13 protein-coding genes are annotated in these 12795 nt (G+C 68.2%); 10 read left to right on the forward strand and 3 right to left on the reverse strand.

Features of this window, described 5'->3' with window-relative positions; translation table 11 throughout:
- Positions 1-643: MFS transporter (locus B551_RS03320; protein ID WP_023263477.1), on the forward strand; the 643-nt coding region annotated here is incomplete at its 5' end.
- Positions 644-664: 21 nt separating this feature from the next.
- Here the strand turns inward: B551_RS03320 and B551_RS03325 are convergent.
- On the reverse strand, positions 665-1222 hold the full coding sequence (locus B551_RS03325) for a MarR family winged helix-turn-helix transcriptional regulator (protein WP_006579283.1): 558 nt from the start codon (positions 1220-1222) through the stop codon (positions 665-667).
- 223 nt (positions 1223-1445) lie between these two features.
- On the opposite strand from B551_RS03325, the gene B551_RS03330 reads away from it, so the two are divergent.
- The gene (locus tag B551_RS03330; protein ID WP_006579284.1) at positions 1446-2276 is read left to right on the forward strand and encodes an IclR family transcriptional regulator; all 831 of its coding nucleotides are present in this window, start codon (positions 1446-1448) and stop codon (positions 2274-2276) included.
- Between the two features lie 49 nt (positions 2277-2325).
- Positions 2326-3369 carry a tripartite tricarboxylate transporter substrate binding protein gene (locus B551_RS03335; RefSeq protein ID WP_232205334.1) on the forward strand — a complete coding sequence of 348 codons (1044 nt, stop codon included), beginning with the start codon at positions 2326-2328 and terminating at the stop codon, positions 3367-3369.
- Between the two features lie 28 nt (positions 3370-3397).
- Here B551_RS03335 and B551_RS03340 read toward each other — a convergent pair whose 3' ends face one another.
- Complete coding sequence (locus B551_RS03340) at positions 3398-4237, reverse strand: FadR/GntR family transcriptional regulator (protein WP_043437156.1); 840 nt, start codon at positions 4235-4237, stop codon at positions 3398-3400.
- Positions 4238-4570: 333 nt separating this feature from the next.
- Here B551_RS03340 and B551_RS03345 point away from each other — a divergent pair, with 333 nt between their 5' ends.
- From B551_RS03345 to B551_RS03375, 7 genes are all read left to right on the forward strand, one after another.
- Positions 4571-5773 (forward strand): ABC transporter substrate-binding protein, encoded by a 1203-nt coding sequence (locus B551_RS03345; protein WP_006579286.1) that lies wholly within the window; start codon positions 4571-4573, stop codon positions 5771-5773.
- Positions 5774-5978: 205 nt separating this feature from the next.
- Positions 5979-6836 carry a branched-chain amino acid ABC transporter permease gene (locus tag B551_RS03350; RefSeq protein WP_006579287.1) on the forward strand — a complete coding sequence of 286 codons (858 nt, stop codon included), beginning with the start codon at positions 5979-5981 and terminating at the stop codon, positions 6834-6836.
- The gene (locus B551_RS03355) at positions 6836-7861 is read left to right on the forward strand and encodes a Branched-chain amino acid inner-membrane translocator (inner-membrane translocator) (RefSeq protein WP_006579288.1); all 1026 of its coding nucleotides are present in this window, start codon (positions 6836-6838) and stop codon (positions 7859-7861) included. Before B551_RS03350 ends, B551_RS03355 begins: the two co-directional genes overlap by 1 nt.
- Entirely contained in the window at positions 7858-8625 is a 768-nt protein-coding gene (locus tag B551_RS03360) for an ABC transporter ATP-binding protein (protein ID WP_023263482.1), read from the forward strand. Before B551_RS03355 ends, B551_RS03360 begins: the two co-directional genes overlap by 4 nt.
- 2 nt (positions 8626-8627) lie before the next feature.
- Complete coding sequence (locus B551_RS03365) at positions 8628-9329, forward strand: ABC transporter ATP-binding protein (RefSeq protein WP_006579317.1); 702 nt, start codon at positions 8628-8630, stop codon at positions 9327-9329.
- A 137-nt stretch (positions 9330-9466) separates the two neighbouring features.
- Positions 9467-10738 carry a Zn-dependent hydrolase gene (locus B551_RS03370; RefSeq protein WP_006579316.1) on the forward strand — a complete coding sequence of 424 codons (1272 nt, stop codon included), beginning with the start codon at positions 9467-9469 and terminating at the stop codon, positions 10736-10738.
- 54 nt (positions 10739-10792) lie between these two features.
- The gene (locus B551_RS03375; RefSeq protein WP_006579315.1) at positions 10793-12271 is read left to right on the forward strand and encodes a M81 family metallopeptidase; all 1479 of its coding nucleotides are present in this window, start codon (positions 10793-10795) and stop codon (positions 12269-12271) included.
- Positions 12272-12420: 149 nt separating this feature from the next.
- Here the strand turns inward: B551_RS03375 and B551_RS03380 are convergent.
- Positions 12421-12795: DUF3597 domain-containing protein (locus tag B551_RS03380; protein ID WP_023263484.1), on the reverse strand; the 375-nt coding region annotated here is incomplete at its 5' end.

The raw sequence follows: 12795 nt of genomic DNA on the forward strand, positions 1-12795 counted from the left end.
CGACGCGATGGCGGCCCGGCACCCGCGGCGCCGCGTGCGCGATCTGCTCAGCGGCCCCTACCTGGGCCGCACGCTGGCGGTGTGGATGCTGTGGGCCACCTGCGGCTTCATCCAGTACGGGCTGTCGACGTGGCTGCCGACGATTTACAAGACGGTCTACCACGCGCCGCTGCAACTGGCGCTGAATCTGGCGGCCGGCGCCTCGGTGCTGGGCGTGGTCGGCTCGCTCGTCTGCGCGATGGTGGTCGACAAGGTCGGCCGCAAGCCGGTGATCAACGTGTCGTTCGTGCTGTGCGCGCTGTCGCTGGCGCTGGCGGGACTGCTGCACGAGCAGTCCGTCTATGTGGTCGCCACGCTGTGCGCGTTCGCGATGGGCTTTCTGGCCAGCGGCTTCATCACCGCCTATGTCTATACCCCGGAACTGTATCCGACCAGCGTGCGAGCGATGGGCTGCGGGTTCGGCGGCGCCTGGCTGAAGATCGCCGCCATCTTCGCGCCGACGCTGATCGCCGGCACCATCGGCAGCGGCGACCTCAGCGGCGCGTTCTATGCGCTCGCGCTGGTGCCGTTCGCGGCGGCGCTGACGGTGCACTGGCTCGGCATCGAGACCAAGGGCAAGGTGCTCGAGCAGCTCGAGGCGTGAGCGCGCATGCCACGCGGTGACTTACTGTTCTTCCGGGATACCGGGGTCGACCCCCGGGCCCATCACGCATTGCGCATGCAATTTCCGCAGCGCGCGATACAGGGCCTCCCGTTCGCCGGAATCCAGCAGATGCAGCACCGCGGCCTGATGGCGCCGCGCCAGCGGGATCACCTGATCGTGCAGCGCCATGCCTGCGGCGGAGATTCGGCAAAACAGCTTTTTACGCGGCGTATTGCCCGCGTTGGACAGCTTCACCAGCCCGCGCTGTTCCAGCAGCCGCAGCGTGCGGCTGACCAGCGCCTTGTCCGAGGTGGACTGCACCACCAGTTCGGCGAAGGGCAGTTCCCCCCAGTGAGCGAGCAGCGCCAGCAGCCGCCATTCCGGCACCGTCAGGCCGAACTGCTCGGCGTAGGGCTGGGTCACCGTTCGCCGCAGCGCGTTGACGAGCTGACCCAGCATCGTGGTCAGGAAGTCGTCGACCGTCAGGCCGGTTCCCTGTTCATCGAGGCCGCTCCACGGCGTGCGCGCCTTGCGCGTTGCGGCGGCGTCCTTGCGGTTGACCTCAGCGGATGTCTTCATCGTATCGGCATGGATCCAAGGGGAAGATGGGCGGCGATTGTCGCACGGGGATCGGTGGCGGCAGATTGGAAGCGGCGCCGGGACGGAAGCGATTCTGAAGTCGTGCGCCAATCCATAAAGGAAGACCGCGCCAGCCGGTCCTTTCCGTTCCCGGCGCGCCCGTGTTATATGAGTGTCGATCATCTGGATGGAATGCCAAATTCCAAGAATTCGAGAACCGACCATGAACAACGCTTCCCTGCCCGACGATTCCCAGGAACGGTACATCGTGCCCGGCCTGGAGCGCGGCCTGCGCCTGCTTGGCGAGTTCAACCGCACCGACCGCACGCTGTCGGCGGCCGAACTGGCGCGGCGCCTGCAGATTCCGCGCTCGACCGTGTTCCGCCTGCTTGCCACGCTGGAGATGATGGGCTTCGTCGAGCGCACCGACGGCGGGCGCGAATTCAAGCTCGGCATGGCCGTGCTGCGGCTGGGCTTCGAATACCTTGCCTCGCTGGAGTTGACCGAACTGGGCCGGCCGCTGCTGGAGCGGCTGCGCGACGACATCCAGCTGCCGTGCAATCTGGTGGTGCGCGACGGCCGCTCGATCGTCTACGTCGCCAAGTCGGTGGCGCCGACGCCGTTCGCCAGCACCGTCAATGTCGGCACGCGGCTGCCGGCGCACGCCACCGTGCTCGGGCGCGTGCTGCTGGAGGATCTGACGATGCCCGAATTGCGCCAGCTCTATCCGGAGCCGCAGCTCGAAGTGTTCTCCGACAGCACGCCGCGGACCGTCGAGGAACTGTTCGACATGGTCCAGCGCGACCGCGAGCGCGGCTATGTGCTGCAGGAGGGCTTCTTCGAGGCCAGCATTTCCAGTATTGCCGCGCCGGTGCGCGACCGCAGCGGCAAGGTCGTCGCGGCGATGGGCGTGACCATTCCGGCGGCGAAGATCGATCCGACCAGGCTCGATTCGCTGGTCGAGAAGGTCCGCGGCGCGGCCCTCGAGCTGTCGCGCCTGCTCGACTATCGGCCTCAGGACGAGGGCAAGGTGGTGCCGCTGCATCGCGGCTAGCCGCCCACGGCAAAGCGCGGCCCGACGGCCGCGGAAACGGGAGAGAACGATGAAGCGGGGCATGCCCGGGGCGGGACCGATGGTGGCGGCGAACGACGGGATGCCGTGGCGGCGCCGGACACTTGCGGCGGCGACTTTTGCCCTGGCGGTCGCCGGTGCGGCCGGCACGCCGGCGGCACAGGCCGCCACTGCATGCGCGACGACCCGCATCGTGGTGCCGTTCCCCGCGGGCGGCCCGGCCGATCTGCTGGCCCGCACGCTTGCCCACGGCATGCAGCGCGGCCAGGGCCGCACCGTGATCGTCGACAACAAGCCCGGTGCGAACGGCAATATCGGCATCGACGCGGTGCGGCGCGCGGCCGGGGACGGTTGTACGGTGTTGATCGCGCCGGCCGGCAATCTGACGATCTATCCGACGCTGATGCCCCAATTGCCCTACCGCGTCGAGCGCGATTTCCGTCCGGTGTCGCTGCTGGCCAGTTCGCCGAATGTGCTGGCGGTCCATCCGTCGGTCAAGGCGAAGTCGGTGGCCGAATTGGTCGCGCTGGCCCGCACCGCCGAGCGCGGCGGCACGCCGCTCGGCTATGCCAGTCCGGGTGTCGGCAGCGGCCTGCATCTGGCCGGCGAGCTGTTTCGCCAGAGGGCCGGCGTGGCGCTGCTGCATGTGCCGTACAAGGGCACGACCCAGGCGCTGAATGACGTGGTTGGCGGCCAGGTACCGATCCTGCTCGGCACGCTGCCGACGCTGGCGCCGTTCATCCAGTCGGGCGCGTTGCGCGCGATCGCCGTGACGCAGGGCAAGCGCTCGCCGGCCGCGCCGAATATTGCGTCGATGGCGGAGCAGGGCATGGCCGGCATCGAGGTCAGTTCGTGGTACGCGATGCTGGCGCCGGGCGCGACGCCGGACGAGACCGTCGCGCAACTGCACGAGGCAGTGCGCACGGTGCTGGCCACCCCGGCGGTGCGCGCCGACCTGCAGCGCCAGGGCATGGAGCCGCAGGCCAGCACGCCCGAAGCGCTGGCGACGCGGATCCGGGAAGAAACCGCGAGCTGGGCCGAGCTGATCCGCGCAAACGGCATCAAGGCCGAATAGCACTGCGGCGCGCGGCGCGCCCGAGCGTTCAACTTGCCTGCTCTGGCTCGCGAACGCGCGGCCGCACCACCAGCGAACGGCGCGGCAATTCCGAGTCGAGCACCAGCCGGCCGTGCACGCGGCCGTTCATCCGCGTGATATGGCGCGTGCAGTCCTGCATATGCGCGGCCATCAGCTTGCGCACCTGCTCGGCATCGCGCGCGCGGGCCGCCGCGACGATCTTCTTGTGGAAGCGGACATTGGACGCGCCGAACTTCTCGTGCTCGCAGGCGGGCGTGTCGTTGCCGAACACCACCAGCTGCCGCAGCATCTCGTTGATCAACTCGCAGCAGAAGCGCAGCATCGGATTCGGATTGGCCGCGGCCAGGATGTCGTGGAAGCTCAGGTCCTCCTGGCGCTGGTCCAGCGGCGCGGCCGCCGAGGCCGAGGTGGGGTCGCACAGGTCGATCGTATGCTCGAGCGCGCGGAAGTCGTCCTCGGTCAGGTGCGGCACCGCGCCGGCGGCCAGCTCCGGCTCGAGCAGCCGGCGCACCGTGTACACGTCGGCGATGCCGACGTCCTTGAAGAACAGATAGTTCTGCATCAGCTGGAAGGTGCGGTCCAGCGGCACCTCGACGATGGTGCCGCCGCCGGCCGGACCGGTGCTGACGCTGATCAGCCCTTGCACCTCCAGCGACTTCAGCGCTTCGCGGATCGTGCTCTTGCTGACGCCGAAGGTCTGCTGCAGCTTGATCTCCTGCGGCAGCTTGTCGCCGGGCTTCAGGTCGCGCTCGGTGATCAGGCGCTTCAGTTCCTCCGCCACCAGGTCGGCGCGCTTCTGCTTGCGGATCGCCAGAGCCGGCGCCTTCGCGCCGCGGAACGTCACCATGGATTGTCCTTCCTTTCGTTTGATCGCCATGCCGGCGCGGCATGCGCCTTGCCGGGTCGCGGCGGTGCCGCCGTGGTCCATGCAGCGGTCCAGCGCGGTCCATCGCGGTGCACCGGGCACCGCCTTCGCGCATGACCGGCGCCTGCACGGGCGCAGGTAAACCCTGACCGGCGCTTCATTGACAGTCGCGCAAACCGGCTCCTATGATGCCTTCAACCAGTTTATACGTATAAATAGAATAAACGGGTTCGATTCTTGCTGTAGCGCTGTTGCGATCCTGTCGCGTGCCGGACCTTCCCTTTCGATGGACCCCACAGATCCAAGGAGTGAGCTTTGAATCGTCGTGACGTGCTCAAACTCGGCGCGCTGGCCGCCGTCCCCGCCTCCCTGCTGCGCGCCGGTGCCGTGCTGGCCGCCGACGATGCGATCGAACTCGGTTGTCCGGTGCCGATGTCTGGCCCGTTCGCGGCCAACGGCAAGTTTGCCGACCTCGGCATGAAGCTGATCGTCGAGCAATACGGCAAGGTGCTCGGCAAGCCGTTGCGCTACAGCGTGCTCGATACCGAAGGCAAGCCCGCCACCGCGGTGCGCAAGGTGCAGGAGCTGGCGCAGCAGAAGAACGCGCGCTACTTCGCCGGCGGCATCCTGTCGTCGGAATCGCTGGCGATGGGCAAGGAGGCCGAGAAATTCGGCGGGGTCTTCGTCACCACCGCCGGCGCCGACGAGATCACCGGCAAGGACTGCAACCGCGCGACCTTCCGCTGGTCGGTGCCGACCTATGGCGCGATCGAGCGCACGGTGCGGCCGCTGATCGAATCGATGCCCAAGGCGAAGCGCTGGTACACGATCACGCCGCAATACGTGTTCGGCGAGGGCCTGCTGTCGGCGGCGAAGAATATTTTCAAGGAGAAGGGCATCGAGCATGTGGGCAACAGCTACCACGCGCTCAACGAGAAGGAGTTCAGCGGCTATCTGACCAATGCGATCGCTGCGAAGCCCGACGTGCTGCTGATCCTGAACTTCGGCTCGCAATCGGCCGACACGCTGCGCCAGGCGGTCAGCTTCGGCATGAAGAAGAACACGACGATCCTGCTGGCCTGGGCCTCCGGGCTCGAGCAGTTCGAATCGCTGGGCGCGGACCTGTGCGACGGCGTCTATTTCGGCGCGCAGTACTGGCACGGCGTCGACACGCCGCTGAACCGCGATCTGGTGCAGCGCTGCAAGACGGCCTTCAAGTCCAATCCAAACTACAGCCTGGCTGGTTCCTATATCTGTACCAAGCTGATGCTCGACGCGATGGTCAAGGCCGGCAGCGCCGACCCGAAGGCCGTGATCGCGGCGATGGAAGGGCTCAAGTACGAGGGGCTGACCGGCCCCGAGGAAATCCGCGCCGCTGACCACCAGGTGCTGAAGAACTACTACCTGCTCAAGGGCAAGGCCAAGGGCAAGATGAAGGACAAGGACGACTACGCCGACGTGATCAGCATCGGCAAGGCCTTCCTGCCGCCCGAGCAGACGCAGTGCAAGATGGCTTGAGCGATCCGGCTGATCTTCCCCCTTCTCCCTTCTTTCGCTTGCCGGAGAAGGGTGGGGGACAGGGCAAGGGGCGGTTGCCAACCCCTGCGCTTCGCAACCAGCCCCTCTCCCCAACCCTGTCCCCCTGAGGGGACAGGAAGAACGTCGCGCCTTCGATGGTCAGAGGGCGCCATCCAATCCGACAGCAAAAGCGAAGAAGCGCTTCATGAACGTCTACCTGTTGCAGGTCATCAACGGGATCGGCATCGGCATGCTGTATTTCCTGCTGGCCGTCGGCCTGTCGATCGTCTTCGGCCTGTTGCGCTTCGTCAATTTCGCGCACGGCGCCTTCTATGCGCTCGGCGCGTATCTGTGCTTCCAGGCGCTGCAGCTGGGCATGAACTTCTGGGCCGCGCTGGTGCTGGCGCCCCTGGTGATCGGTGCGCTGGCCTGGCTGGTCGAGCGCGTGATGCTGCGCCACGTCTATGCCCAGCCCCATGAGTTCCACATCCTGGTGACGGTGGGCCTCGCGCTCGCCGTGCAGGAGCTGATCATCGTCGGCTGGGGGCCGCTCGGCGTCGACGTGCCGCCGCCCGACGCGCTGCAGGGCGTGGTGATGTGGGGCGACTTCATCTATCCGAAGTACCGGCTGTTCGTCATCGCGTTCACCGCGCTGCTGGCGGTGGCGCTGTGGTGGCTGCTGGAGGGCACGCGGCTCGGCAGCGCGGTGCGTGCCGGCAGCGAGTCGACGGAGATGGTGTCGCTGCTCGGCATCAACGTGTTCCGGTTGTTCAGCCTGATGTTCGCGCTCGGGGCGGCCACCGCCGCGATCGCCGGCGTGCTGGCCGCGCCGATCCGCGGCGCCGAACCGTTCATGGGCGTCGAGGCGCTGGGCGTCGCCTTCATCGTCGTGGTGGTCGGCGGCATGGGCAGCTTCACCGGCGCGCTGATCGGCGGGCTGCTGGTCGGCGTGGTGCAAAGCCTGATGAGCACGCTGTGGCCCGAGGGCGCCAGGCTGATGATCTATGTCGCGATGGCCGCGGTGCTGCTGCTGCGTCCGCACGGCCTGCTGGGGAGGGGATGATGGCGTATCGATTCTGGTGGCTCGCGCTGGCCGTCACCCTGCTGCTGCCGTTGACGCTGCGCTCCGGCACGCTGGCGACCGAGGTGCTGATCTACGCGATGGCCGTGATGGCCTGCAACCTGCTGCTCGGCTACACCGGGCTGCTGTCGTTCGGCCAGGGCATTTTCTTCGGCCTGGGCAGCTATTCGCTGGGCCTGGCGCTGACCCGCATCGCGCTGCCGGTGCCGATTTCGCTGGCGCTGGCGATCGCCATCGGCGCGGGGGCGGCGGCGCTGGTCGGCTGGTTCTCGATTCGGCAGCGCGGCACCTACTTCGTGATGCTGACGCTGGCGTTCTCGCAGATGTTCTATTTCCTGGCCTATTCGGTGCCGTCGCTGACCGGCGGCGACAACGGCCTGCTTGACATCCCGAGACCCGCGCTGTCGATCGCCGGGCGCGAGCTGGTCTCGCTGGCCTCGCCGTGGCAGTTCTACGGCTTCGTCGCGGTGCTGTTCCTGGTGGTGTTCTTCCTGGTGCTGCGCGTCACCGATTCGGTGTTCGGCCGCACGCTGCTGGCAATCCGCGACAACGAGGAGCGGGCGCTGGCGGTCGGCTACAACATCAAGGCGTTCAAGCTGCTGGCCTTCGTGATCTCCGGCGCGGTAACCGGGCTCGCCGGCGGCCTGCATGCGATGCTGACCGGCATCGCGCCGCTGGCCAATATCGACTACCACGTCAGCGAGATGATCCTGATCATGACGGTGATCGGCGGCACCGCCAACGTGTTTGCGTCGGTGCTGGGCGCGGCGTTCTATGTGCTGCTGGCCGACTGGCTGTCGACACTGTGGCCGCGCTGGCTGATGCTGCTGGGCTTCCTGCTGATCGCGGTCAGCCTGTTCATGCAGCGCGGCCTGTGGGGGCTGGGCACGACGATATGGCTGCGGCTGCGCGGCATCCGCCGCGAGCCGGCCGCGATCGGTCCCGATACGGAAGCCGCCGCGGGAGTCGCCACGGAAGCAGTCACCGCAAGGGAGGAACGCGCATGACCGCCCCGATCCTCGAGGCCACCGGCGTGGTCAAGCAGTACGGCAAGTTCATGGCGCTGGGCGGCGTGGATCTTCGCGTGATGCCGGGCACTGTGCATTCGGTGATCGGTCCGAACGGCGCCGGCAAGACCACGCTGTTCCATATGCTGACCGGCACGCGCAGCGTGACCAGCGGGCGCATCGTCTTCGACGGGCACGACGTCACCGGCGAGACCGACTACCAGCGCGTGCAGCGCGGCATCGCGCGCTCGTTCCAGGTCACCAGCTTGTTTCCCAGCCTGCCGGTGCGCGAGAACCTGCGGCTGGCCGCGCTCGGCACGCAGCCGCGGCGCGCGATGAACTGCTGGCGCCGTCCGGTCGGCGAGCTGGCCTGTACGGAGACGGTCGAGCGCGTGCTCGAGCGGCTCGAGCTGACCCGCGTCGCCGGCGCGGTCGCCGGTGCGCTGTCGCACGGCCAGCAGCGCCGGCTCGAAGTCGGCATGGCGCTGGCCGCGCGGCCGCGCGCGATCTTCCTCGACGAGCCGACCTCGGGCATGGGCGTCGACGATCTCGGCGCGATGAAGCGGCTGATCCGCGGGCTGGCCGAGGATCATACCGTCGTGCTGATCGAGCACAACATGGACATCGTGATGGACATTTCCGACACCATCACCGTGATGCAGCAGGGCAAGGTGCTGATGGAAGGCCCGCCCGACACCGTGCGCGGCGATCCGCGCGTGCGCGCGGCCTATCTCGGCAACATGATCACCGGAGGCGAGCGATGACGATGCTCGATGTGCAGGCCATCCATGGCTACTACGGCAAGAGCCATGTGCTGCAGGGCGTCTCGCTGGCGGTGGGCGAGGGCGAACTGGTGACGCTGCTGGGCCGCAACGGCGCCGGCAAGTCGACCACGCTGAAGGCGATCGCCGGCGTGGTGCCGCCACGCGGCGGCCGCGTGCTGTTTCGCGGCAACGATATCGCGGGGCTGCCGCCGCACCGGATCGCCGCCCAGGGGCTGTGTTTCGTGCCCGAGCATCGCGGCATCTTCAAGCTGCTGACCGTCGAGGAGAACCTGAAGCTCGGGGCCCGGCGCGATTCTCCGTGGCAGCTCGACGACGTCTACCGGATCTTCCCGCGGCTGCGCGAGCGGCGCCGCAACAGCGGCGCAAACCTCTCCGGCGGCGAGCAGCAGATGCTGGCCATTGCCCGCGCGCTGATGAACCATCCGCGCCTGCTGATGCTCGACGAGCCGGTCGAAGGCCTGGCGCCGGTGATCGTCGAGGAAATCGTTGCGCAGCTGAAGTTGATCAAGGCGGCCGGCGTGCCGATCCTGCTGGTCGAGCAGAACCTGGAGGTCTGCACGCAGTTGGCCGAGCGGCACGTGATCATCGAGCAGGGCGCGGTCGTCTATACCGGTACCAATGCGCAATTCATCGCCGACGAGGCGGTCAAGGACCGCTATCTCGGCGTGGGCCTGGCGGCGTGACGATCGCGCCGTCACCGTTTCCATTCCGTCGTCCCCGCGCAGGCGGGGACTCAGCGACTTCAAGCCGCTGGGCCCCTGCCTGCGCGGGGACGACAAAGAGCTAGCTTCGGAATATCGACATGTCAGTTGACCTCACCATGCACCCCCAAGCCAACGCCGTTCCAGCGCCGGATATCGACGCGCTGCGCATCGACGGCGCCCGCCTGTGGGACGCACTGATGCGGCTCGCACAGATCGGTTCGACGTCCAAGGGCGGCGTCTGCCGGCTCGCGCTGACCGATCTCGATCGCCAGGGCCGCGACTTCTTCGTCGCCGAGGCCAAGGCGATCGGTTGTGCGATTCGCGTCGATGCGATCGGCAATATCTTCGCGCGCCGGGCCGGACGCGACGACACGCTGCCGCCGGTGATGACCGGCAGCCATATCGATACGCAGCCGACCGGCGGCAAGTTCGACGGCAACTATGGCGTGCTGGCCGGGCTGGAAGTGTTGCGCACGCTGGCCGACGCCGGCATCGTCACCGACGCGCCGCTCGAGGTCGCGGTGTGGACCAACGAAGAGGGCTCGCGCTTCGTGCCGGTGATGATGGGCTCGGGGGCCTTCATCGGCGAGTTCGCACTCGACCATGTGCTGGCGCAAACAGACCGCGACGGCGTGCGCGTCGGCGACGCGCTGAACGAGATCGGCTATGCCGGCGCCGAGCCGGTCGGCGGCCGCGCCGTCGGCGCTTATTTCGAGGCCCATATCGAACAGGGTCCGGTGCTCGAGGCGAACGACACGGTGATCGGCGTGGTCACCGGCGCGCTTGGACAACGCTGGTACGACGTGGTGCTGACCGGCATGGAGGCGCACGCCGGACCCACGCCGATGGCGCTTCGACGCGACGCGCTGCTGGCCGCGTCCGAACTGGTCGGCATCGTCAACCGCATCGCGCTGGACCATCCGCCGCACGGACGCGGCACGGTCGGCTGCCTGTCGGTCCATCCCGACTCGCGTAACGTGATCCCGGGCCGCGTGACGATGACGGTGGACCTGCGCGCCGCCGACGACACCGTGCTCTCCGCGATGGACGCGGCCCTGCATCGGGCCTGCACTGCGCTGTCCGAACGTTCGGGCATCGACATCGAGGTCCGGCAGGTGGTCTATTTCCCGCCGCAGCCCTTCGAGCCACGGCTGGTGCAGGCCGTGCGCGACGGCGCCGCGCAGCTGGGGTTGTCGGCGATGGAAGTGGTCAGCGGCGCCGGCCACGATGCCGTCTATCTGGCCCGGGTCGCACCGACCGCAATGATCTTCGTGCCGTGCAAGGACGGCATCAGCCATAACGAGATCGAGGACGCCCGCCCCGAGCATCTGGAGGCCGGCGCCAACGTGCTGCTGCACGCGATGCTCGACGCCGCGCGCGGGCGCTGAGCCCGCTGTCTGACCCGGCCTCCGACCCACACCGCACCGACCCGGACCCACGCGATGAAAATCCTGATCGCCCGCCTCAATCACGAGACCAATACCTTCTCGCCGGTGCCCACACCGCTGGCGTCGTTCGACCCGCGCTATGGCGAGGACGGCTATCGTGCCGCGCGCGGCACGCGCACCGCGGCCGGCGCCTTCATCGAGCTGGCCGAAGCGGCCGGCGCCGAGATCGTGGTGCCGGTGATCGCCGGCGCCAACCCCAGCGGCCGCGTCGCGGCGCAGGCCTATACCGCGCTGTGCGACGCGATCGTCGAGGCCGCGCCGGGCTGCGATGCGGTGATGCTGGACCTGCACGGCGCGATGGTGGCCGAGAACAGCGACGACGGCGAGGGCGACCTGCTCGAACGCCTGCGCGCGGTACTGCCCGACAAGCCGATCGCGGTCGCGCTGGACCTGCACGGCAATATCACGCAGAAGCTGATCGACCACGTCGACGTGGCGGTCAGCTTCAAGACCTATCCGCACGTCGACATGTACGAGACCGGCGAGCACGCGGGCCGGCTGCTGCTCGACCATATCGCGGGCCGCACGAAACCGGTGGTGGCCTGGCGCCGCCTGCCGCTGCTGACGCATACGCTGTGCAGCCGCACCGATCAGGGCGCGATGCAGCGCGCGGTGGCGCTCGCAAGGGAGGCGGAAGTGCAAGGCATGCTGGCGGTTTCGGTGCTGGCCGGCTTCGGCCTGGCCGATATCGCGGCGCCTTGCCTGAGCGTGATCGTCGTCGGCGACGGCGATGCCGCCGCCGCAGACGCGGTCGCGCAACGCATTGCCCAGCAGATCTGGGACGACCGCGCCGGCTTCGTCTACGACAGCGAGCCGCTGGCGCAATCGATCGCACGCGCGGCCGAACTTGCCGACGCGCCGGGCGAGGGCCCCGTGCTATTGCTCGACCACGGCGACAACTGCATGTCCGGCGGCACTTGCGACAACATGGCCGTGCTGCACGAAGCGCTGGCACAGGGCTTGACCGGCATCGCGGTCGGGCCGGTCTGCGATCCAGAGGCGGTGGCCGCGCTGATCGCCGCCGGCGTCGGCGCCACGGTGACGCTGCCGGTCGGCGACAAGGTGGCGCTGACCCAGCTCGGCGTCTATCCGCAGTCGAAGCCGCTGACCGGCAAGGTGGCCGCGCTCGGCGACGGCGAATACGTGATCAGCGGCCCAACCTATACCGGCCAGCGCATCCGCATGGGACGCAGCGCGCTGCTCGATATCGGCGCCGCGCAGATCGTGATCGTCGAGACGCCGCAGGAGCATTGGGACCTCGGCATCTTCACGCATATCGGCGTGGATCCGCATCGCGCGCGCTTCCTGCTGCTGAAATCGCGGATGTACTGCCGGCCGGTGTTCGTGCCGATCGCCCGTGCCGTGGTCGAGTGCGATGGGGAGGGCGTGACCAGCTCGCGCTACGAGCGCTTTCCGTTCCAGCGCGTGGCGCGGCCGGTCTATCCGCTCGATCCGGAGACGAACTGGCGGTAGAGCCCGCAGCGTATCCCGTCGTCCCCGCGAACGCGGGGACCAGGGGTCTTTGCTCTCTGCTGATGCAAGCCGCTAGACCCCCGGCCTTCGCGGGGGCGACGAGGAGAGAAGAAGGAGGGGATCGCGCTCCCTCGCTTTCACGCGAAACGTCAGTCCTGCAATTCCGGCGGCAGCTTGCCGCCGTTCCGCGCCAGTTCCTGCATCACGCGCTTGTGCAGCCACGTATTCATCGCGGCCGAGTCGTTCATGTCGCCGTTGTATTGCAGCTCGCGCGCAAGCTCCTTGCGATGCTCGAGGCTGCTGTCCAGTCCCAGCGCCTTCATCGTGTCGACGATCGACGTGCGCCAGTTCAGCTTCTGGCCGCTCTGCTGTGCGAGGTCGTCGAGAATCTTCTCGACGTCGACCTCGGACAGCGGCGCCTGCGCGGCACCGGTTGCGGTGCCGCCGGCCGTTGCGCCGGCAGTGGTATTGCCGCCGCCGACGCCCGCCGTCACCGGCGCCGTGGCCGGCGGCGCAGCGCCCTG

The sequence above is a fragment of the Cupriavidus sp. HPC(L) genome (genome assembly GCF_000307735.3).
Lineage (GTDB): Bacteria > Pseudomonadota > Gammaproteobacteria > Burkholderiales > Burkholderiaceae > Cupriavidus.